The 20948-nt window shown below is 68.2% G+C and carries 20 protein-coding genes; 17 read left to right on the top strand and 3 right to left on the bottom strand.

Translation table 11 applies throughout. From position 1 onward, the window contains the following. Nucleotides 1-66 precede the first annotated feature (66 nt). Nucleotides 67-930 carry an N-acetylmuramoyl-L-alanine amidase gene (locus DMH01_RS25440; protein WP_370323552.1) on the bottom strand — a complete coding sequence of 288 codons (864 nt, stop codon included), beginning with the start codon at nt 928-930 and terminating at the stop codon, nt 67-69. 68 nt (nt 931-998) lie between these two features. On the opposite strand from DMH01_RS25440, the gene DMH01_RS25445 reads away from it, so the two are divergent. The 4 genes from DMH01_RS25445 (at nt 999) to DMH01_RS25460 (ending at nt 5177) form a co-directional block, all read left to right on the top strand. Further along, nucleotides 999-1355: a YbaB/EbfC family nucleoid-associated protein gene (locus tag DMH01_RS25445; protein WP_007035126.1), complete on the top strand. Its 357-nt coding sequence runs from the start codon at nt 999-1001 to the stop codon at nt 1353-1355. A 1-nt stretch (nt 1356) separates the two neighbouring features. Further along, a complete protein-coding gene (recR, locus tag DMH01_RS25450; RefSeq protein WP_005166260.1) occupies nt 1357-1953 on the top strand; it encodes a recombination mediator RecR in 597 nt (198 codons plus the stop codon). Between the two features lie 116 nt (nt 1954-2069). Further along, nucleotides 2070-2990 (top strand): PIG-L family deacetylase, encoded by a 921-nt coding sequence (locus tag DMH01_RS25455; protein ID WP_125679711.1) that lies wholly within the window; start codon nt 2070-2072, stop codon nt 2988-2990. A gap of 228 nt (nt 2991-3218) precedes the next feature. Continuing rightward, the gene (locus tag DMH01_RS25460; protein WP_125679712.1) at nt 3219-5177 is read left to right on the top strand and encodes a DUF6541 family protein; all 1959 of its coding nucleotides are present in this window, start codon (nt 3219-3221) and stop codon (nt 5175-5177) included. Nucleotides 5178-5222: 45 nt separating this feature from the next. On the opposite strand, the gene DMH01_RS25465 is transcribed toward DMH01_RS25460, so the two are convergent. Next, nucleotides 5223-6320 carry a UDP-N-acetylglucosamine 2-epimerase gene (locus DMH01_RS25465; protein ID WP_125679713.1) on the bottom strand — a complete coding sequence of 366 codons (1098 nt, stop codon included), beginning with the start codon at nt 6318-6320 and terminating at the stop codon, nt 5223-5225. An 86-nt stretch (nt 6321-6406) separates the two neighbouring features. Here DMH01_RS25465 and DMH01_RS25470 point away from each other — a divergent pair, with 86 nt between their 5' ends. The 12 genes from DMH01_RS25470 to DMH01_RS25525 all read left to right on the top strand — a co-directional run bounded on the left by DMH01_RS25470 (nt 6407) and on the right by DMH01_RS25525 (nt 19451). Next, nucleotides 6407-7426 carry a glycosyltransferase family 2 protein gene (locus tag DMH01_RS25470; RefSeq protein WP_125679714.1) on the top strand — a complete coding sequence of 340 codons (1020 nt, stop codon included), beginning with the start codon at nt 6407-6409 and terminating at the stop codon, nt 7424-7426. Beyond that, nucleotides 7423-8727: a lipopolysaccharide biosynthesis protein gene (locus DMH01_RS25475; RefSeq protein ID WP_125679715.1), complete on the top strand. Its 1305-nt coding sequence runs from the start codon at nt 7423-7425 to the stop codon at nt 8725-8727. Before DMH01_RS25470 ends, DMH01_RS25475 begins: the two co-directional genes overlap by 4 nt. 80 nt (nt 8728-8807) lie before the next feature. Then, nucleotides 8808-10775 (top strand): DUF6541 family protein, encoded by a 1968-nt coding sequence (locus DMH01_RS25480; RefSeq protein ID WP_125679716.1) that lies wholly within the window; start codon nt 8808-8810, stop codon nt 10773-10775. Between the two features lie 17 nt (nt 10776-10792). Next, entirely contained in the window at nt 10793-11536 is a 744-nt protein-coding gene (locus DMH01_RS25485) for a glycosyltransferase family 2 protein (RefSeq protein ID WP_255432104.1), read from the top strand. 10 nt (nt 11537-11546) lie between these two features. Further along, nucleotides 11547-11984, top strand: coding sequence for a DUF2304 domain-containing protein (locus DMH01_RS25490; protein WP_034314607.1), 438 nt, complete (start codon nt 11547-11549; stop codon nt 11982-11984). Continuing rightward, nucleotides 11981-12529: a uridine kinase gene (locus DMH01_RS25495; protein WP_125679717.1), complete on the top strand. Its 549-nt coding sequence runs from the start codon at nt 11981-11983 to the stop codon at nt 12527-12529. The genes DMH01_RS25490 and DMH01_RS25495 overlap by 4 nt, the downstream gene beginning before the upstream one ends. Nucleotides 12530-12999: 470 nt before the next feature. Beyond that, nucleotides 13000-14541, top strand: a complete 1542-nt coding sequence (locus DMH01_RS25500; protein ID WP_125679872.1) for an ABC transporter substrate-binding protein — start codon at nt 13000-13002, stop codon at nt 14539-14541. 86 nt (nt 14542-14627) lie between these two features. Next, nucleotides 14628-15629, top strand: a complete 1002-nt coding sequence (locus tag DMH01_RS25505; protein ID WP_125679718.1) for an ABC transporter permease — start codon at nt 14628-14630, stop codon at nt 15627-15629. Continuing rightward, nucleotides 15626-16561, top strand: a complete 936-nt coding sequence (locus DMH01_RS25510) for an ABC transporter permease (RefSeq protein WP_125679719.1) — start codon at nt 15626-15628, stop codon at nt 16559-16561. Before DMH01_RS25505 ends, DMH01_RS25510 begins: the two co-directional genes overlap by 4 nt. A gap of 6 nt (nt 16562-16567) precedes the next feature. Continuing rightward, a complete protein-coding gene (locus DMH01_RS25515) occupies nt 16568-17563 on the top strand; it encodes an ABC transporter ATP-binding protein (RefSeq protein WP_125679720.1) in 996 nt (331 codons plus the stop codon). Then, a complete protein-coding gene (locus DMH01_RS25520; protein WP_125679721.1) occupies nt 17560-18678 on the top strand; it encodes an ABC transporter ATP-binding protein in 1119 nt (372 codons plus the stop codon). Before DMH01_RS25515 ends, DMH01_RS25520 begins: the two co-directional genes overlap by 4 nt. 131 nt (nt 18679-18809) lie before the next feature. Then, nucleotides 18810-19451, top strand: a complete 642-nt coding sequence (locus DMH01_RS25525; RefSeq protein ID WP_125679722.1) for an SDR family oxidoreductase — start codon at nt 18810-18812, stop codon at nt 19449-19451. Here the strand turns inward: DMH01_RS25525 and DMH01_RS25530 are convergent. Beyond that, nucleotides 19444-20007 carry a CGNR zinc finger domain-containing protein gene (locus DMH01_RS25530; protein ID WP_125679723.1) on the bottom strand — a complete coding sequence of 188 codons (564 nt, stop codon included), beginning with the start codon at nt 20005-20007 and terminating at the stop codon, nt 19444-19446. The genes DMH01_RS25525 and DMH01_RS25530 overlap by 8 nt on opposite strands. Nucleotides 20008-20093: 86 nt before the next feature. On the opposite strand from DMH01_RS25530, the gene DMH01_RS25535 reads away from it, so the two are divergent. Continuing rightward, nucleotides 20094-20792: an SDR family oxidoreductase gene (locus DMH01_RS25535; RefSeq protein ID WP_125679724.1), complete on the top strand. Its 699-nt coding sequence runs from the start codon at nt 20094-20096 to the stop codon at nt 20790-20792. Nucleotides 20793-20948 lie beyond the last annotated feature (156 nt).

Genomic DNA, 20948 nt, shown 5'->3' on the forward strand with positions numbered 1-20948 from the left:
TTGTGGTCACTGGTGTACCTGGGACGAGAGCGGCGACTCTCACGGACCTGCGGCCACTGCTGCCACTCACGACCCGGCGAGGTAGTCCTCGATGGCCTTCGCGATGACGGCGGCGTACTGCTGACGTCCTTCTTCGCTCGCCATCGCCGCCGCTTCGGCGGCGTTGCGCATGTTCCCGCACTCCACGAGCGCGGCGGGCCGCGTCGAGAGGTTGAGCCCGCCGAGGTCGGCGCGCGGGGCGAGCCCGTTCGACCCGAGGTACGTCGACGTCGGGAAGCCGCCCGCGCGGAGACCGTCCCGCAACGCCGTCGCGAGTTTCACCGACGGCTCGCCCTGCTGGGCGTTCAGCGGCGGGGCCGAGTAGGCGACGTGGAAACCGTGCGCCCCGGCGGAATTCGAGCCGTCCGCGTGGATCGACACGACCGCGTCCGCCTGCGCGTCGTTCCCGATCGCGGCGCGTTCGTTGACGCACGGCCCGACGCCGGTATCGCTCTGCCGGGTGAGGACGACGCGGATTCCCTTGGCCGCCAACGCCTGCGAGATCCGCTGCGAGACGTCCCAGGTGAACGCGTGCTCGGAATAGCCGGAATTCGTCGAAGTTCCGGTGGTGTTGCACGGTTTTGTCTTCCCGCGCCCCGCCGGGACCTGCCGGTTGATCTCGCCCGGCTTGCCGGAGTTCCCGCCGTTGTGCCCGGGATCCAGCACGACGACCTTGCCCGTCTTCGGCTGCCGCGTGCTCGTAGGCGGCGGCGCGCTCGAAGGCGGCGCGCTCGTCGTGGGACTCGGCTGCGGAAGCGTGGTGAGGACCGTCGTGGTGCCGGGCGGGGCCGGACTCGACGGTGATGACGCGGGGGTGTCCACCCCGCACGCCGTGAACAGCGTCAATCCGATCGCCACCACAAGGCCCAGCCGTCGTCGCACGGCGCCCACGGTGCCACACGCGTGACGGCTAGGCTGGTAGGCGGCACGGGATTTTCCAGGAGAGGACCGATCGGATCATGGTGCAACCCGGTGGCGGCTTCGACCTGTCGCAGATCATGCAACAGGCCCAGCAGATGCAGCAGAAGCTGGTCGAGGCCCAGGAAGAGCTGGCCAACACGGAGGTGACCGGTACTTCCGGCGGCGGCCTGGTCACCGCGACCGTGTCCGGCGACAGCCAGCTCAAGTCGCTGTCCATCGACCCCAAGGTGGTCGACCCCGACGACGTCGAGACCCTGTCCGACCTGGTCGTCGCGGCCGTGCGGGACGCTTCGGCCAACGCGCAGAAGCTGACCGAGCAGAAGCTCGGCCCGCTCGCCGGCGGCCTCGGCGGCGGGATGCCGGATCTCGGCGGCTTCCCCGGGCTCGGCGGCTAGCTTGTACGAGGGTGTCGTCCAGGATCTGATCGACGAACTCGGGCGGTTGCCCGGCGTCGGTCCCAAGAGCGCGCAGCGGATCGCCTTCCACCTGCTGGCGGCCGATCCCGCGGATATCGCGCGCCTGCAGGAAGTGCTCGGCAAGGTCAAGGAAGGCGTGCAGTTCTGCGAGGTCTGCGGCAACGTCTCGGAGCAGGAGACCTGCCGGATCTGCCGCGACACCCGCCGCGATCTCACCGTCATCTGCGTGGTCGAGGAGCCGAAGGACGTGCTCGCCGTCGAGCGGACGCGCGAGTTCAAGGGCCGCTACCACGTGCTCGGCGGCGCGCTGGACCCGTTGTCCGGCATCGGGCCGGAGCAGCTGCGCATGCGGGAGCTGCTCGCGCGGATCGGCGGCGCGGAGATCAGCGAGATCATCATCGCGACTGACCCGAACACCGAAGGCGAGGCGACCGCGACGTACCTCGTGCGGATGCTTCGCGACTTCCCCGGCCTGACCGTGACGCGGCTGGCGTCCGGTCTGCCGATGGGCGGTGACCTGGAGTTCGCGGACGAGCTGACGCTGGGCCGGGCGCTTTCGGGCCGGCGGGCGCTTTAGCTTTTAGCGCGTGAAGGCCCCCTTCCCTCGGCTCAGCCGAGGGAAGGGGGCCTTCACGCGCGTCAGCCATCTGCCCCGGACGGGCCGATGACCATTGAACCGAGAGGAAAGACGTCATGAGAGCACGAAGAGCGCGGTCCGCGGTCACGGCGGCACTGATCGCGGCGACACTCGTCGCGACGCACAGCCCGGCCGCGGTCGCCGACGACATCACGACGACGTTGAGTTTCGCGGCGCACCAGGACGACGACCTGCTTTTCATGAACCCCGACATCGCGTCGGACATCCAGGCGGGCTACAACGTCTGGGTCACCTACCTCACCGCGGGTGAGCTGCCCTGCGAAAGCCACCACCCCTGCGGTATGGACTACGCGGACACGCGGATCCAAGGTGTGCGCGCCGCTTACGCCGAGGCGGCCCGGGTGCCGAACGCGTGGACCTACGAGGAAATGCGGTTCGGTGGTCACCCCGTCGCCGTCAATCACCTCAACGGGACGAACGTGCACCTCGTCTTCACCTACATCCACGCGGCCGCCGGGCCGGAGGACAATTGCGGGGACCTTTACCGGATGGTGCGGGACGACTCCTATGTGGCCCGGCCGATCGATCACCGCCCCGCGTACACCAAGGCCACTTTCGTCGGCATGGTGAGGTCGATCATCGACCACGTCGGGCCCGACTACATGCGGACGCAGAGCACCATCGGTCACCGGGAACGCCGGCGTGACGGGGTGGCGGACAACGTCGACCATGTCGCCGGTGCGATCCTCGTCGCCGACGCGAACGTCGACGGTGCCGGCAACACGGTGGTCCGCAGGGACGAATACCAGGGTTACATAATCACCGATTTCCCCGACAATGTGGGCGGCTACTGGCGGGACCGCAAGCACCAGATCTGGAATCGCTACAAGCCTTTCGACCACCAGATGGGCCCCACCAGCTGGGACAACGTGATGGGTAAGCAATACCGGCCACAGGGCCGGATCTTCTGGCCGGGTACGCCCTGGGTTCCGCCGGGCGACTTCGGAAACTGCTAGCGGTATTCGCGGAGGACACGGACCGGCGGGCTCGGCAGGCAACGGCGCTCCGGCCAGGCGGGTCCGCCAGGTCGTACTCGGGTCGCCACGCTGCGTGAAAGGCAAGATCCCGGTAAACCCGTGCCTGCCGCCGTGTGTAAAAATCTGCGTCGGCCTGCCGATCGGACGGCGACAGTTCGCCGTGTATCCGGATGCGTGCGTCAGGGCCGATAAGCGAGGAATTCCGCCATGGATTGGCTTGCCGCGATACCTGCCGTGTTGCTGTGCGCGTCGCTGTTGGTACTGCCGGGTCTGCCGATCACGTACCTGCTCGGCCTGCGCCGTCTGACGGCCGTCGCACTCGCGCCGGTCGTCGTGGTGGCCGTGGTCGTGCTGACGGCGATGGCCGCGTCGAAACTCGGCATAGCCTGGTCTCCGTTGCCGGTGCTCGGCGTCTTCGCCGGCTTGACGGTGGTGGTCGCCTGTGTGGTCGTCCCGCTCCGCAAGCGGCTGCCGCGGCCGGCGGCGGGCGACGGCTGGCCGGTCGTCGGCGCTTCGGTTCTCGGCCTCGCCGGAGCCGCCCTCCTGGGCGCGCTCACCGTGCGCCTGTCGATCCGCGGCCCCGAAGAACTGATCCAAACCGAGGACTCCGCGTTCCACTACAACGCGATCGCGAACATCCTCAATACCGGCGACGCGTCCACGCTCATGATCGATACCCTTGGCGTGCCGGGCCGGGCCCACGGGTTCTACCCGGCGGCCTGGCACGACCTGGCTTCGCTGTTCGTCATGATCACCGGGGGGTCGGTGCCGGCGGCCGCGAACATCCTGTCGATCTCGATCGCGCTGGTCATCTGGCCGCTGGGCTGTGTCCTGCTGATGCGGCAGCTCGCCGGGCCGTCGCGGACGGCGCTGGGGCTCGCCGGTCTGATGAGCATCGCCTTCGGCGCGTTCCCGTGGGAAATGCTCGGCTGGGGGATCCTCTGGCCCAACCTGCTGGGCCTTTCTCTCGTGCCCGCCGCGTTGGCCGCCCTCTTGTCCGTCGCGAAGCTCGCCACGGAGGACGCCATCGGCCGCGGCCGGGCGTGGCTGCTCGTACCGATGTTCGGCGTGGCCGTGACGATCGCCCACCCGAACGCGGTGATCAGCCTGGCGGCGGTCGCGGTGCCGGTGGTGTTCGTCGGGTTCGCCAGGGCGTCGATCCGGCGGTACCGGGCCGGTCGTCGTGGTACCGCCGCCCTGATGGCGGCTCCGATCGTGCTGGCCGCTCCGGGCTACTGGCTGGTGGTCGTCAAATCCGGGCTGTTCTCGGGCACCATGAACGCGGAATCGCCGCCGTTCGAGTCACCTTCGCACGCGCTGGGTGAGGCACTGACCGGGGCGACGAACGGCCGAGGCGCGGGCTGGATACTGGCCGTCCTCGTGATCATCGGCGCGGTCTCGTGCTTCAGGCAGCGGTTCCGGCGGTGGCTGGTGGCCTCGCACGCCATCTCGGTCGGCCTCTACGTGCTGGCCGCGGGAGTGCCGGGCGCGGGGCGCCGGGTGTTCACCGGCTTCTGGTACACCGACTCCCACCGGCTCGCGGCGATGATCCCGATCACCGGAGTCCCGCTCGCGGTGATCGGGACCATCGCGGTGGTGGCCGCGGTCCGGTCGTGGCTCTCGTCGGTGAGCTTCCTGGAGCACCGGCGGGTCATGGCCGCACGGGCCTCCGCCGCCGCGCTCCCCGTGGTCGTCGTCCTGGCGCTGGTGGCGACCGGCGGACTGAATCTCATCGATCACCGCAACCGGGTGCTGAGCGCGTATCCCAAGGTCGATCCGCTCGTCAACCAGGAGGAACACGCGCTGTTCGAGCGGATCGGCGAACGAACCGAACCCGGCACGATCGTGGCCCAGATGCCGTACAACGGCAGCCCCGTGGTGATGGCGCTGAGCGGTCGCCAGGTGCTGTTCCCCCAGCTCAACATCGGCAGGCTCACCGCGGACCAGATCTACCTTGCCCGCAATCTCAGCAAGGCGGCGACCGATCCGCGGGTCTGCGAAATCGCCGACAGGCTCAACGTCCGCTACCTGCTGACCAACGACATCCCGCGAGGGAACCTGTGGGACGGGCTGACCTACCCGACCGGCGAGGGCTTCCGCCAGATCGACCAGGGCGGCACGTTCAAGCTGTACCGGATCACGGCCTGCGACGCGTCGGCCGACTGAGGCGGGCGGAACCGGCCACGCGCCTGGAGCGCGTGGCCGGAGGGCTCAGCAGTAGCCGAGCTGAGCCAGCGTGTTCACGACGATTTCGGACGGGTGGTACTTGTCCATCCAGTTGTCGCCGCGACGCGAGGTGTAGGTGTCGAGGAAGTCGCGCAGCTTGTCGCCGCTCATCTCGGTGAGCTCGATGTTGGCGCCGATGCCGACGTGCCGCTCGGTGCGGTTGCGGTGCACCGCGCACGGCAGGCCGAGGTAGCCGCATTCCTCCTGGAGGCCGCCGGAGTCGGTCACGACGTACTCGGCGCGCGCGACCAGCGGCAGGAACTTCAGGTACCGCAACTTCGGCCGGATGATGAAGCGGTCGTCGAAAAGGTGCTCCAGTTTGAGTGCGCGCAGCTTCTCCCGCTCCGGCGCGCCCGCCATGTACAGCACCGGCATCTTGCGGCTTTCCTCACGCAGGATCTCCAGCACCTCGCGGTACTTGTCCGGCCGGGACAGCAGCTCGAAACGGTGCAGGGTGGCGAGGCCGAACTTCTCCGGCAGGTCCTCGACCACCAGCGGCTGGCCGATGGCCAGGCGCATCGAGTCGATCGCGGTGTTCGCCTCGGTGTCGATCACGACGCCGCGGGTGTTCCGCAGGTTGTTCACCTCACGGGAGGTCGGCGCGAAGTGGATGTCCACGACCTTCGCCGCGATCTTGCGGTTGAGCTCCTCGGGCAGCGGCGACAGGATGCTGCCCGATCGCGCGCCCGCCTCGATGTGCCCGACCCGCGACTTGAGGATCCGCTTCCCGATCAGCGCGCCGTAGGGCGTGGTGAACGTGTCGCCGTGCACGAGGACCAGCGGCGGACGGCCGTCCGCGGTCAGCTCGGCACGCAGTTCTTCCCGGCGGCTCCACGCGGTGCGCAGCACCTGGGCGGCCCACCCCGGCACCTGCGCGGGCGACTCGAGATTGTGGGCCTTGTCCCGCGGCACCATCCAGAGATCGGGTTCCGGGAGGTTCAGGTCGGCCACGACGTCGGCCACCTCGTCGACGTGCTGCGCGGTGAACCAGATCTTCGGCCGCATACCGCGCTCGACGATCCCGTGATAGACGGGCGCGATCTTGATCAGTTCCGCGGTGGTGCCGAGGATGAAGGAAATCACCGTGAGTGCCCATTCTCGAGTCGGGTGCGGAGGGCCCAAGGATACTGACCGACCCACCGCCGGGGCTGCCGGGTAGCCTCGGCACCGTGAGTGCGAATACGCTCGTCCCCTCGCTCAGTGTCGTGATCCCTGTCTACAACGAACAGGACTGGATCGAACGCAGTGTCGGCGCGCTGCTCGCTTCGGCCGAGGCGGCGGACTGGCCGATCGAGGTCGTCGTCGTGGACGACGGCAGCACCGACGCCACCCCGGTGAAGCTCGAAGAGCTGCGCGAACGGCACGGCATCACCGTGCTCAGCCAGGCCAATTCAGGCCGTTTCGAAGCGCGCGGCGCGGGCATCGCGAAGTCGTCCGGCGAGTGGATCGCGCTGCTCGACAGCCGCGTCATCATCGGCCCGGGCAGCCTCACCTTCCTGCGCGAACAGCTCTCGGACCACCCCGAGCGCGCGGTTTGGAACGGTCACATCGACGTCGCCTCCGAGAACAATCCGTACGCCGGTTTCATGGCGGGACTCGTGAAGGTTCCCTGGCGCGCGTATTTCGCGAATCCGCGGTTGACGTCCTACGGCATCGAGGAATTCGATGTTTATCCCAAGGGGACGACATTCTTCTGCGCGCGGCGTGAACTTCTCGAAGGTTCGATCACCGCATTCGTCTCCCTCTTCGACGACATTCGCTTCGCGAGTGACGACACCCGCATGCTGCGCTGGATCGCCGAACGCGAGCGGATCTGGCTGGCCCCCGAATTCAACGCGGTCTACAACGGGCGCGACTCGTTCAAGAAGTTCGCCCAGCAGGCCTACTTCCGCGGCACGACCTATGTGGACTCCTACATCGGTTCGCCCGGCCCGGCCCGCAACGCACTGTTCGGCGCGCTGGCCGTCGGAGTGGCCGGTCTCGCCTTCGCGAAGAAGAAGCCGAAGACGACGTTGGCCGCCGGAGTGTTCGGCGCCGTCGCGGCGGGTGAAGTCGTGAAGAAGTGCGGCGCGACCGGCCCGGAGGCCAAGGCGGTCACCAAGCTGCTGCCGGTGTTCGCCGGTGGTTTCGGTGCCGGTGTCCTGCGTGGCCTGGCCATGGCCGTCCGGGCCAGGCTCCGGCGCCGATGAGTTCCGCGGGCGTGGAGGAAGCGGGCGCGAAGGCCGGTGCGCGGAGCGGCCGGACGACGGCGGGCAGCCTCGGCGGCTCGCTGCTCGTGTCGATCGGTCTCGGCTACGTCCTGACCGTCGCCTGCCAGCGCCTGCTGCCCCCGCAGGAGTACGCGGTCTTCGTCACCTTCTGGGGTCTGCTGATGGGGCTCGGCAGCACACTTTCGCCGCTGGAACAGGAGCTGTCCCGCCAGTCGGCGGTCGCGGCGCTGGACGGGGGCAGGGCAGGCCGCCCCGCGCTGCGAGCGGTCGCCGTCGGCGCGGTCGTCGCGGCGGTCTTCTCACTGGCCTTGCTGATCCCGCCGATCAACGACCGGTTGTTCCGCGGTGACTGGACGCTGGGGCTGATCGTGCTGGTCGGCGGTGTCGCCTTCGCCTTCCAGTTCGGCACCCGAGGGCTCCTGATCGGACAGCACAAGGTCAAGCCCTTCTCGCTGCTCGTGATCGCCGAACCGGCGGTACGGGCGCTCGTCCTCGGCGTGCTGTTCGTGGCCGTCGCCTACAACGTCGTCACGCTGGCCATCGCGGTCGCCGCCGGCTCGTTCGCCTGGCTGCTGTTCGCCCGCCCGGCCCGCCGTCTGATCGACCCGCAAGCGGAGGGCGACGGCTGGGGTGTCACCTCCCGCCGGATGGGCATGCTGCTGGTCGGCGCCGCGCTGACGTCCGCGGTCATCACCGGCTACCCCGCGCTGGTCGGTCTGCTGGCCCCCGGTGACGACGGTGCCAGGGTCGGCGCGCTGTTCGCCGCGCTGGTCATCGCCCGGCTGCCGCTGACCCTGATCGGACCGGTGCAGTCACTGGTCGTGCCGTTCGTCGTCCGGCTGTCGACCACCGACGAGGGCCGGAACCGCCTGCAACGCGTGCTCGCCCTCGGCGTCGTGGCCTCGTTGGCGCTCGCCGCGCTCGGCGCGCTGGTCGGCTTGTGGCTCGGTCCGTGGGCGGTGCGGTTCGTCAGTGGCCCCGGCTACGACGTCGACGGCTGGTCGGTCGCGGGGCTGGTCTGGTCTTCGGTGGTGCTGGTGCCGATGCAGCTGCTCACGGCCGTGCTCGTGGCCAGGACGCAGGCACGTCTCGTGCTGATCACCTGGACCGTGGTCACCGGAACGGCCTCTCTGTTCCTGCTGTTCCTGCCCGGTGACACCGTGTTCCGCGCGGTCGTCGCACTGGCCGTGGCGCCGACGCTCGGTCTCGCGGTCGTGGTCGCGTTCGTGCTCCGCAAGGCCCCGGGGACAACCCCGGGCGCCGCTGAAACGTCTTCATAGCGGCCCAGTAAGGTGCGACCCACCGGGCCGAATCGGACAGGACGGTGCCGGGCGCCGGTGAGATTGGGACAGCGAATTCGATGAACGTGCTCCTCGTTATGCTCGCGTTCTGGCTGCCGGGCCTGCTGTTCGGCGCCGCGATCCGGCTTCGAGGCTGGACACTCGCGGGTGCCGCGCCCCTGCTCACCTTCGGCGTCGTCGCGATCGGTGTCCCGGTGCTCGGCACCCTCGGTATCCGCTGGACCATGCTGAACGTGGCGCTCTGGACGCTGGTGGTGTCCGCCGTCGGCTTCGGGCTGGCTTACGCCGTGGCCAGGTACACGCGGCGGCGCCATCCCGACTGGGAAGAGGACGAGCGGCCGGCGCGCTCTGTCCGCGACCAGCTGCTCATCGGCGGCGGGGTGCTGGCCGGTCTCGTCGTCGGCGCGGTGACGTTCCTGCGCGGCAACCGGGACCTGAACAACATCCAGCAGGACTGGGACGCGCCGTTCCACGCCAACCTGGTGCGCTGGATCGCCGAGCACGGCGACGCCCGGCCCTCGACCGTGGGCACCATCGCGAACCTGCCGAACCAGACCGACTACTTCTACCCGGACACCTACCACGCGCTGCTCGCACTGGTCTTCGGCAAGAGCGGCCTGACGATCATGCCGACGCTGAACCTGGCGGCGCTCATGGTCGTGCTGACCTTGCCGTTCGGTGTCGCGGCGATGTGCCGCGCGTGGGGGGTGCCGGTCCTCGCGACCGCCGCCGCGGCGGCGGTGTCCACCTGGTTCACCGCTTTCCCGTACGACTCGCTGTGGCGTGGCCCGCTGTGGCCGTACGTCGCCGGCGTGGCGCTCGTGCCCGCGATGCTCGCCTTGACCCGCCTGCTGATCAAACCCAAGGGGATCGCCGGGCCGGTCGCGATCGGTATCGGCGTCGCCGGGCTGGCCGGGCTGCACACCAGCCTGATCTTCGTGATCCTGGTCTACTTCGTCCTGATCCTCCTGGCGGTGCTGTTCCGTCTCGAGGCGATCGACTGGCGCCGCAGCGCGCCCTCGCTGGTGGCGACGATCATGCTCGCGGCCGTGTTCGGCCTGCCGATGGTGCTGCCGGCGCTGTACAACGCGAGCGGGGTGACCGCCGCCTCCTGGGCGTCGGAGACCACCGTGTCCGGCGCCGTCGGGCAGACCATCACGTTCTCGCCGATGGCCGCGTTCCCCCAGTGGTGGATCGGTGTCCCGGCGATCATCGGTGTGGTCCTGCTCGCCCGCCGTCGCCAGATGGTGTGGCTGGTAGGGGCCTACGTCGTCCTCGGCGGCTTGTTCGCGGCGACCGTTTCGCTCGAAACCCCGCTGATCCACACCCTGACCGGGCCGTTTTACAACGACCACTGGCGGCTCGGCGCGCTTGTCCCGCTGGCGGGTGCCGTCGGGTTCGGTGTGTTCGTGCACGCTGTGGCCGCCAAGGCCGCCGAGAAGATCGGGCAGCGGAAGCCGGGCCTCAACCCGGTCACGCTGACCGTCCTCGGGGTGATCCTGATCGGGCTGGTGGTGAGCGTGCTGAGCAGGGGCGGGTACATCGGCCGGAACTCCGCCCGCGTGGCGATGCACTACGGCGACGGTCCTTCGGTCAGCAAGGGCGAGGTGGAGGCCTACAACTGGCTCGGCGCGCACACCGTGCCCGGCGAGCGCGTCATGAACAACAAGATCGACGGATCGGTGTGGCTCTACGCCCTCACCGGGGTCCAGCCGGTCGAATGGTCCAACTACGGGGCCGCCTTCTCCACGAAGGCCGGCTACCTGAGCGTGTTCTTGAACGACATCGACAAAGAGCCACGTGTCCGGCAGACCCTCACCGATCTGAAGGTGCGGTACGTGCTCGTCGGCAACGGCAAGGTTTCCCCCAAACTGCAGACCCCGGTCGGTTTCGAGCGCATCGAAACTACTCCGGGTTTCAAGCGTGTCTTCGGTAACGCGGACGCCTCGGTTTACGAAATCGAAGGTCAGCAAGGTGTGGTCGATTCCGGCGCGACCACCGGGGCCGACACCGCTCACGGCCAGTAAGAGGATAGAGTGATCCAGTGTCCAGTACGTCCGTGACCACGCGTCGCGTACTCATCGTGATGCCTGCTCTTAATGAGGAGGCCAGTGTCAGCGCGGTCATTTCCCAGGTCAAGAAGTCATTGCCGGGGATGGACGTGCTGGTGGTCGACGACGGTTCCGTCGACAACACGGCGAACCTCGCCCGCGCCGCGGGCGCCGAGGTCGCGCGCCTGTCGGTCAACCTCGGCGTCGGCGGGGCGATGCGCACCGGTTTCCGGTACGCCGCCGCCCGCGGTTACGACGTCGTGGTCCAGGTGGACGCGGACGGCCAGCACGACCCCGATGAGGTCGCGGCCCTGCTTGACGGGCTGAACGACGCGGACATCGTGATCGGTTCGCGGTTCGCGGGCAAGGGCTCCTACAAGGCGAGCGGCCCGCGGAAGTACGCGATGGTCGCGCTGTCCTTGGTGTTCTCCCGGCTCGGCAAGACCCGGCTCACCGATGTCACGTCCGGTTTCAAGGCGATGGGCCCCCGCGCGATCAGGCTGTTCGCCGCGTATTACCCCGCCGAGTACCTCGGGGACACGGTCGAATCGCTGGTGATGGCGATCCGCGCCGAACTGAAGATCAAGGAAATCCCCGTGATCATGCGGGAGCGGGCGGGTGGCACTCCGAGCCATTCGCCGGTGAAATCGGCCGTTTATCTCGGTCGGGCCGGGCTCGCTCTGCTGCTGGCGCTCATGCGCCGTCGACCGGCTGTCGACTCGTCGGATTCGGCGTAAAGGAGCTTTCATGGCTGGCTGGCGCATTCTCAGTATCGTCATCGCCTGTTTGGTGCTGTTCGTCGTCCTCGAGATGATGCGTCGGCGGAAGCTGCGTGAGAAGTACGCGGGTGTCTGGCTGTTCCTCGCCGTGGGCGTGGTGGTGCTCGCGCTCGTTCCGCAGGCCGCAGACTTCCTCGCCGACGTCACCGGTATGCAGACGCCGTCGAACTTCGTGTTCCTGATGGCCGGTGTGGTGCTGGCCTTGGTCGCGTTGCATCTGTCGACCGAGGTCGGGCATCTCGAAGAAGAGGTCCGGACCTCCGTCGAGGAGATCGCGCTGCTTCGCTGCGAACTCGCCGACGCCCAGCGTGAGCTGGAAGAACGCGTCGCGGCACTCGAAGCCAAGACAGCGGCTCCCGACAACGTCAACGGGCTCCCCGAAGTGAGCCCCGCACGCGCACGCTGATCGACACCCTGCTCGCGGTCCCGCCGAGGCTGGGCGCCGTCCGCGTGCTCGCCGTCGACGGCCCGTCCGGCTCCGGGAAGTCCACGCTGGCCGGGAAGATCGTGGCCGAACTGGCCGGTCGAGGCGTCCGGGTCGCGCTGGTGAGCACCGACGAGTTCGCCACCTGGGACGAACCCGTTTCGTGGTGGCCGCGGCTGGAAACCGGGGCCCTGGAACCGCTGCGCGCCGGCCGGACCGGCCGGTACCGGCGGGTGGACTGGTCCAGTGGCGTCCCACTGCCGGGTGAAGAGGTCGAGATCCCGGTCCCCGAAGTGCTGGTGCTGGAAGGCGTTTCCAGTGGCCGCGCGCGGATGCGGCCGTCGTTGTCCCTGCTGACCTGGCTGGACGGCGGGAGCGAGGCCGAACGTCTGGACCGCGGCGTCGAACGTGACGGCGAGGGCTCCCGTGCGGAACTGCGGCGCTGGCAGTTGTTCGAGCGCGGGTGGTTCGCCGTCGACGGGACCCGGGCCGCGGCGGATCGCGTGGTCACCTCTCGTGAGTGGTAAGGACGGTTAGAACCGTCCTTACCACTCACGAGACCCGCCCAATGTCCTGCCGGTGTCTTGTTTCGCCCGGCACCCATTGGTTGTAGCGGTAAGCACCCATTTGAGTCAGTGACCCGGCACTCTGCGCGTTAGTGGTCGGGAATTGATTACACTCCGTCCAGAATTGCGGACACTTTGCGGTCGTATTGGCCGTCGTGTAGCGCGATCGTAACCTCGCGTGCTTAAGTGCGGGCTGAGTTCCCGCTAGTGTCGGCGGGCACACCGATCGTCCGTGGAGCTCGACTTTCCGACCGACCGGACGGTGCCTAAACACCGAAAATCTCCTCAAGGGGTGCCAGATGCAGCAACTGCGGGTGACCCGAGCACGCCGTGTGGCCCTGATCGGGCTTGCCGGCGCACTCGCGGTCTCCATTTCCGCCTGTGCCGAATCGAAGCGTGAAGAAGGCGCAGGGGGTGGCTCGGGAGGCACCATGGTCTTCGGTGCCGCCGGTAACCCGAAGACGTTCGACCCGCTCTTCAACGACGACGGTGAGACCTTCCGCATCATCCGCCAGATGATGGACACGCTGATCATGAACAAGCCGGGGACCGCGGACCTCGAGCCTGGTCTGGCGGAGAAGTGGGAAGGCAGCAACGAAGGCAAGACCTGGACCTTCTCCCTGAAGAAGGGGGTCAAGTTCCACGACGGCACCCCGTTCAACGCGGAAGCGGTCTGCTTCAACTTCAACCGCATGTTCAACATGAAGGGCGCCGCCGCCCAGAGCCAGATGATCTACTACGGCGACGTCTTCGAGGGCTTCGCCAAGAACGAGGGTGACGCCTCCGGCGCCCCGGTGTTCAAGGACTGCCAGGTCAAGGACGAGGCGACCGCCGTCCTCAACCTGAACAAGGCCAAGGGCGCCTTCCCGGCGGCCTTCACGCTGCCGTCGTTCTCGATCCAGAGCCCGGACGCGCTGAAGAAGTACAACGCCGACGCCGTCACCCAGAGCGGTGACTCGTTCTCCTACCCGGAGTACGCGCTGAAGCACCCGACCGGCACCGGCCCGTTCAAGTTCGAGAGCTGGGACCAGGCCAAGGGTGAGATCACGCTGGTCAAGGCCACCGACGCGCCGACCCAGACGGCCAAGCTCGACAAGCTGGTCTTCAAGGTCATCCCGGACGAGAACGCCCGCAAGCAGGCGCTCAAGGCCGGCGACATCCAGGGCTACGACTACCCGTCGCCCGCGGACTACGGCCTCCTGCGCAATGACGGCGAGCAGGTGCTCATCCGCCCGTCGTTCAACATCCTGTACCTGGGCATCAACCAGAAGAACAACCCGAAGCTGAAGGACCCCAACGTCCGCAAGGCGCTGGCCTACGGCCTCAACCGGGCGCAGTTCGTGAAGTCGAAGCTCCCCGAGGGTGCCGAGACCGCGACGCAGTTCGTGCCGAAGGCGATCGACGGCTACAACGAGAACGTCACCAAGTACGACTACGACCTTCAGAAGGCGAAAGACCTGCTGAAGGCGGCCGGCGCCGAGGGCATGACGCTGAAGTTCTACTACCCGACCGAGGTCACCCGGCCGTACATGCCGAACCCGGCCGACATCTTCACCTCGCTGTCCGAGGACATGAAGGCCATGGGCATCAAGGTCGAGCCGGTCGCCAAGCCGTGGAACGGTGGCTACAAGGACGACGTCCAGAAGGCGGGCAAGCACGACGTGCACCTGCTCGGCTGGACCGGTGACTACAACGACGCCGGTAACTTCGTCGGTACCTTCTTCGGTCGCGAGAAGCCGGAGTTCGGCTTCGAAAACGCGGAGCTGTTCTCGGCCATCTCGGCCGCGGACGCCGCGCCCGCCGGTGAGGCGCACACCAAGGCGTACCAGGAAGTGAACCAGAAGATCATGGAGTACCTGCCCGCCATCCCGATCTCCTACGGCCCCCCGGCGATCGTCGTCGGCCCGAAGGTGAAGGGCCTGGTGGCCAGCCCGCTGACCGACGAGCGCTTCTACACCGTCACGGTCAACTGATCCACCACCACTGAGCCACCAGGGGGTGGGCGCTACCGCGCCCGCCCCCTGTGGCCCATTCCCGGGCTGGCAACAAAGGAACGCACGTGCTCCGTTTTCTCGTGCGTCGGCTGCTACAAGCGATACCGACGCTCTTGATCCTGTCCATTTTGATCTTCGCCTGGCTCCGGTCCTTGCCCGGTGGCCCCGCCGGCGCCCTCCTGGGTGACAAGGCGACCCCGGAGAAGATCGCCGACCTGAACAAGCTTCTCGGCCTCGACGATCCGATTTTCGTCCAATACTTCAAGTTCCTCGGCCGGGCGATCACCGGCGACTTCGGCAACTCGCTGGTCTCCGCCCAGCCGGTCATGTCGGAGATCGGGAACTTCCTTCCCGCCACGATCGAGCTCGGCTTCTGCGCGATGCTCATCGCGGTGGGCCTCGGCATCCCGTTCGGCTACCTGTCCGCCCGCTTCCGCGGCGGGCCCGTCGACAACGTCATCATCGTGCTCAGCCTGGTCGGCGTCGCCGTCCCGGTGTTCTTCCTCGGCTACATGATGCAGGACCTGCTGGCCGCCCCGCTGGGACTTCCCTCGCAGGGCCGTCAGATGGCGGGTCTCGACGCCACCACCGTCACCGGGTTCGCGGTCCTCGACGGCATCATCACCCAGGAATGGGACGCCGCCTGGGACGCGATCACCCACCTGGTCCTCCCGGCGTTCGCGCTGGCCACGATCCCGCTCGCGGTCATCGTCCGGATCACCCGGGCCTCGGTGCTGGACGTGCTGAACGAGGACTTCATCCGCACGGCCAACTCGAAGGGCCTGACCCAGCCGATCGTGCGGCGCCGTCACGTGCTCCGCAACGGTCTCCTGCCGGTGGTCACCGTCATCGGTCTCCAGACCGGTGCGCTCCTCGGTGGCGCCGTGCTGACCGAGCGGGTATTCAACTTCCGCGGCCTCGGCTTCCTGCTCGCCGAAGGCATCGAGCGGCGTGACTACCCACGTCTGCAGGCGCTGCTGCTGTTCGGCGCGCTGGTCTACGTGCTGGTGAACATGCTGGTCGATGTCTCGTACGGGCTCATCGACCCGAGGGTGCGTGTCCGATGAACACTTTGCTGAACAAGAAGAAGGAGCCGATCGACAAGCTCGCGGCTTCGTCGGCGAAGGGGCACAGCCTCGGTGGCGAGGCGCTGCGCCGGATGATGCGGAGCCCGGTGGCCATCACCGGCGCCGTGATCACCGGCCTGTTCCTGCTGGTGGCGATCTTCGCGCCGCTCCTGGCGCCGAAGGATCCCTACGAGCGGTATCTGCAGAGCCAGGTCATCCTCGGCCAGGGCATCATCCCGGGCGCTCAGCCCGGATTCCCGCTCGGCGTGGACGACTTCGGCCGCGACTACCTTTCGCGGCTGCTGGTCGGCGCGCAGAACACGCTGCTGGTCGGTGTGCTCGCGACGATCATCGGCGTCGTGGTCGGCATGATCATCGGTGGCCTCGCCGGTGCGTTCGGCGGCTGGGTCGACACCGTGCTGATGCGGCTCGTCGACGTCATGCTGTCCGTGCCGTCGCTGCTGCTGGCGATCTCGGTCGCCGCGCTGTTCCAGAAGCCGAGCCAGTGGACGGTGATCGTCGCGGTGTCGATGGTCAGCGTGCCGATCTTCGCGCGGTTGCTGCGCGGTTCGATGCTCGCGCAGAGAAACAGCGACCACGTGCTCGCGGCGACGTCGCTCGGCGTCAAACGCGGGGCGATCGTGGTGCGGCACATGCTGCCCAACTCGCTCGGCCCGGTCATCGTGCAGGCCACGCTGACCCTGGCGACCGCGATCCTCGAGGCGGCGGCGCTGTCGTTCCTCGGTCTCGGCGACCCGGACCCGAACCGGGCGGAATGGGGAATCATGCTGAGCCGCAGCGCTCGGCAGTTCCTCGACATCCGCCCCGAGCTGGCGTACTACCCGGCGATCGCGATCATCATCGTCGCGCTCGGGTTCACACTGCTCGGCGAGTCCTTGCGGGAAGCCCTCGATCCGAAGAACAGGCGGTGATTTTTGATGGCACTCCTCGAAGTACGCGACCTCAAGGTCGTTTTCCAGCGACGCGGCGAGAAGCCGTTCACCGCGGTGAACGAGGTCAGTTTCGACGTCGAACCCGGCCAGACGGTCGGTCTCGTCGGTGAATCCGGGTGCGGCAAGTCCGTGACCTCGCTGGCGATCATGCGGCTGCTCGCGAAACGCGGCAACCACGTCAGCGGTTCGGTGTCGTTCGAAGGCACCGACCTGCTTCGCCTGTCGGACAAGGAAATGCGGGACCGCCGCGGCCGTGACCTCGGCATGGTGTTCCAGGACCCGCTGTCCTCGCTGAACCCGGTCATCCCGATCGGCCTTCAGATCACGGAGGTGCTGGAGCGGCACCGCGGGATGTCGCGCAAGGCGGCGTCGGTGGAGGCGGCGGAACTGCTGGACAAGGTCGGCATTCCCGACCCGACACGGCGGCTTTCCGAGTACCCGCACCAGCTTTCCGGCGGAATGCGGCAGCGCGCGCTGATCGCGATCGCGCTGGCCTGCCGTCCCCGGCTGCTCATCGCCGACGAGCCGACCACCGCGCTCGACGTGACGATCCAGGCGCAGATCCTCGCGCTGCTGCGGGAACTGGTGCAGGACACCGGGACCGCGCTGATCATGATCACGCACGACCTCGGTGTCGTCGCCGGACTCTGCGACGAGGTCAACGTGCTCTACGGCGGCAAGATCGTCGAGCGGGCGGAGCGGCACGCGCTGTTCGCCGAGCCTCGGCACCCGTACACGCACGGCCTGCTCGCCTCGATCCCGCGGCTCGACGCGGGCCGCGGCGAGAAACTGATCCCCATCAAGGGATCCGTCTCCGACAACATCCCGTGGGACGGTGGTTGCGCCTTCGCGCCCCGCTGCCCGAACGCTCTCGGCGTGTGCCGGGAGGTTTCACCGCAGCTGACCCCCGATCGCGGTGGACTGCTGCGCTGCCACAACCCGGTGATCCCGGCCGTGGCCGCACGAGGAGGGGCCCGATGACGCACGCGGTACCGGAGCAGGAAGTGCTGCTCGAGGTCAACGACCTCAAGGTGCACTTCCCGATCAAACGCGGCATCGTGATCGACCGGACGGTCGGGTACGTGTACGCCGTGGACGGCGTCGATCTGGCCATCCGCAAGGGCGAAACCTACGGTCTGGTCGGGGAATCCGGCTGCGGGAAGTCCACTTTGGGCAGGGCGATCCTCCGGCTGACCGAGCTGACGAACGGCAACGTCGTCTTCGACGGCACCGACGTCGCGGGCCTCAAGGGCGAGGACCTGCGCAAGGCCCGCCGCCGGATGCAGATGGTCTTCCAGGACCCGATGTCCTCTTTGGACCCTCGGCAGTCGGTGGAATCCATTCTGACCGAAGGAATGAAGGCGCACGGCCTCGCCGACGACAAGGAGACGACGGCCAAGCGGCTGCGCGAACTCCTTGCCGCGGTCGGTCTTCCGGAGTCCTCGCTGCGGAAGTACCCGCACGAGTTCTCGGGCGGCCAGCGTCAGCGCATCGGCATCGCGCGGGCGCTCGCGGTCGAGCCGGACCTGATCGTCGCCGACGAACCGGTGTCCGCGCTGGACGTCTCGGTGCAGGCGCAGGTGGTCAACCTCCTGGAGGATCTGCAGGAGAAGCTCGGGCTCACGTACCTGGTGATCGCGCACGACCTCGCGGTGGTGCGGCACATCTCCGACCGGATCGGCGTGATGTACCTCGGCTCACTGGTCGAAGAGGCCGACGCCGACACGCTGTACGAGAACCCGCTGCACCCGTACACGCGGGCGTTGCTTTCGGCGATCCCCGTGCCGGACCCGACGGTGGAGGACAACCGGGAGCAGATCCTGCTCGCCGGCGACCTGCCCTCGCCGGCGCGGCCGCCGTCCGGCTGCCGGTTCCACACGCGATGCCCGTGGAAGCAGCAGAGCCTGTGCGACACCGACCGCCCGCAGCTGCGGGAGATCGGCGCCGGGCACCGGGTCGCCTGCCACTACGCGGAGGACATCCGCGACGGGCGGATCAAACCGCACGAGGTCAAGGCGGAACTCGTCGGTGCCGGGGAGCTGAACCCCGACGTCGGCGGGCTGCCGGACGTCGGCTCGGCGGCGGAGATCCTCTAACCCCAGCGAAGTACATGAAGGCCCCCTTCCTTGCGCCTGCGTACAGGAAGGGGGCCTTCATGTACTTCCGCAGTTAGTCGACTAACTGCGGCGGCAGGCACGGGAGGCCGCCTTCGGGCAGACTCGGTGTCATGCGGGTCACAGTGCTGGGAGCGTCGGGGCGGACGGGGATCCACGTGGTCCGGCTTCTGCGGGGGCGGGGCCATCAGGTGCGGGCGGGGCTGCGCAGCCGTCGCCGCGCGGAGGAGGTCGCCGGTCTCGGCGCCGAAACCGTGGTCGCGGACGTCACCGCCGACGCGGAAGACCTCGTCGAGGCCCTCGCCGGTTCCGAAGTGGTGATCAACGCGATCGGCGCGCCCGATCCCGATCAGGCCTCGGTCGACCTCGTCGACCGCGACGGCGTGATCACCGCGATCCGCGCCGCCGAGAAGGCGGGTGTGTCGCGGTTCGTGCAGCTTTCCGCGCAGTTCGCGGATTCGCCGGACCAGGGGGATCGCCTGGTGCGGTCGATCCTGATGGCGAAGCAGATCTCCGACAGTGTTCTCCGCCGTTCGAGCCTGAACTGGACGATCGTCCGCCCCGGCACGCTCACCGACGACCAGGCCACCGGCCACGTCAAGATCGCCGGTCACCTCGAACCGGGCCGCGTCTCCCGCGCGGACGTCGCCGCCGTCCTGGTCGCCACGCTGGAGGAGCCGCTCACCGAGAACCAGGGATTCGACGTCATCGGCGGCGAGATCCCGATCCCGTCGGCGCTGGCCTCGTTCAGCTGAGCGCCTTCTTCCGCTCCCGCGCCGCCCGCAGGTTCGCGACGTTCCCGCAGGTGCGCACGTCGTGCCAGACGCCGCTGTTGTTGCGCGAGACGTCGTAGAACGCCGAACGGCAGCCGTCGAGACGGCACAGTTTCAGCCGCGGCCAGATCCCGGCCTGCTGCGCGAGCAGCGTCTCCGTCCACAGCGCCGACGTGAGCCACTGCCGCCCGGTGCCGGACGGGAACAGCCGGACGACGCCGTCGCGCAGGGCCAGGTCCGCCTTGATCGGCTTTTCCACAACGACGTCGTCGCCGTCCACGAGCGAAACGAACGTCTCTCGCAGTTCGCGAAGCGCGCGAAGGTCACCCGGGCCCAGCGTGATTTCGGGCACCTCGGCGTCCCGGGCCCGCGACCATTCCGCCAGCGCCTCGGCGGCCCAAGGCCGAGCCAGGTCGGCGTCGCTCAGCAGGTCGAGGCCGTACGTCTTGATCGCCTTCGTGTTGAGGAAGTCCTGAACGAGCGCCAGCCCCGAGGGGGCGGTGCGTAACCGATAGCGGTCCGTCGCGGTCCATGACATAGGTCAAGCGTACTTGACTCTGTCGCGCCGCGTCTCCATGCTGACGACAGAGGCAAACTAAGAACACTTCTGTCAAGGAGCCACTCATGACCTCCATCGAAGGTGCCGTCGTCCTGGTCACCGGCGGACAGCGCGGACTCGGCAAGGCGTTCGTCACCGAACTGCTCGACCGCGGCGCCGCCAAGGTCTACGCGACCGCCAGGGCGCCGCGCGAGGAGACCGACCCGCGGATCGTCCCGCTCCCGCTCGACGTCACCGACCCCGAATCCGTCCGCGCGCTGGCGGAGAAGGCGGGCGACGCCACGATCGTCTTCAACAACGCCGGTGTCCTCGGCCTCGGTTCGCTGCTCACCGAACCCGTCGACGCGCACCGCCCGGTTTTCGAGACGAACGTCTTCGGGGCGCTACGGATCGCGCAAGCGTTTGCGCCGCAGCTCAAGGACGGTGGAGCGCTGGTCAACGTGCACTCGATCCTGTCGTGGGCGGCGGGCTCGGGTTCCTACGGCGCGTCGAAGGCGGCCTTCTGGTCGCTCACCAATTCGCTGCGCATCGAGTTCGCCGAGCAGGGCACCCACGTCGTCGGCGTCCACCTCGCCTACACCGACACCGACATGACCCAGGGCCTCGATATCCCCAAGAACGACCCGCGCGACGTCGCCCGCCAGGTCGTCGACGGGCTGGAGAAGGGCGAGACCGAGGTGCTCACCGACGACCTCACCCGCCACGTCAAGGCCGCGCTGTCCGGCCCGGTCGAGCAGCTCGGCACGAGCCGGATCGGCGCGTAGAAAACGGTTGGCGTGCGGCCTCGCGCCCGAGGTAGTTTCGCGCCATGTGTGCTTCCGCGTTCATCAGGACCCGCCGCGCCTAGCGGCGGATCCCGCGCGTCCAGCAAGGAACCGCCGCCCGAGCGAGCCATCGCCGGGCCTGCCTCGTGCTGCCCG

Origin of the sequence: Amycolatopsis sp. WAC 04182 (assembly GCF_003947465.1) — a bacterium.
GTDB lineage: Bacteria > Actinomycetota > Actinomycetes > Mycobacteriales > Pseudonocardiaceae > Amycolatopsis.

Excerpts from the sequence above, each read along its gene's own strand:
- DMH01_RS25445 (WP_007035126.1), top strand. The coding sequence starts at position 999 with ATGGTGCAACCCGGTGGCGGCTTCGACCTGTCGCAGATCATGCAACAG.
- DMH01_RS25475 (WP_125679715.1), top strand. The coding sequence starts at position 7,423 with ATGAGTTCCGCGGGCGTGGAGGAAGCGGGCGCGAAGGCCGGTGCGCGG.
- DMH01_RS25500 (WP_125679872.1), top strand. The coding sequence starts at position 13,000 with ATGGTCTTCGGTGCCGCCGGTAACCCGAAGACGTTCGACCCGCTCTTC.
- DMH01_RS25490 (WP_034314607.1), top strand. The coding sequence starts at position 11,547 with ATGGCTGGCTGGCGCATTCTCAGTATCGTCATCGCCTGTTTGGTGCTG.
- DMH01_RS25520 (WP_125679721.1), top strand. The coding sequence starts at position 17,560 with ATGACGCACGCGGTACCGGAGCAGGAAGTGCTGCTCGAGGTCAACGAC.
- DMH01_RS25530 (WP_125679723.1), bottom strand. The coding sequence starts at position 20,007 with ATGTCATGGACCGCGACGGACCGCTATCGGTTACGCACCGCCCCCTCG.
- DMH01_RS25535 (WP_125679724.1), top strand. The coding sequence starts at position 20,094 with ATGACCTCCATCGAAGGTGCCGTCGTCCTGGTCACCGGCGGACAGCGC.
- DMH01_RS25510 (WP_125679719.1), top strand. The coding sequence starts at position 15,626 with ATGAACACTTTGCTGAACAAGAAGAAGGAGCCGATCGACAAGCTCGCG.
- DMH01_RS25480 (WP_125679716.1), top strand. The coding sequence starts at position 8,808 with ATGAACGTGCTCCTCGTTATGCTCGCGTTCTGGCTGCCGGGCCTGCTG.
- DMH01_RS25515 (WP_125679720.1), top strand. The coding sequence starts at position 16,568 with ATGGCACTCCTCGAAGTACGCGACCTCAAGGTCGTTTTCCAGCGACGC.
- DMH01_RS25460 (WP_125679712.1), top strand. The coding sequence starts at position 3,219 with ATGGATTGGCTTGCCGCGATACCTGCCGTGTTGCTGTGCGCGTCGCTG.
- DMH01_RS25525 (WP_125679722.1), top strand. The coding sequence starts at position 18,810 with ATGCGGGTCACAGTGCTGGGAGCGTCGGGGCGGACGGGGATCCACGTG.
- DMH01_RS25455 (WP_125679711.1), top strand. The coding sequence starts at position 2,070 with ATGAGAGCACGAAGAGCGCGGTCCGCGGTCACGGCGGCACTGATCGCG.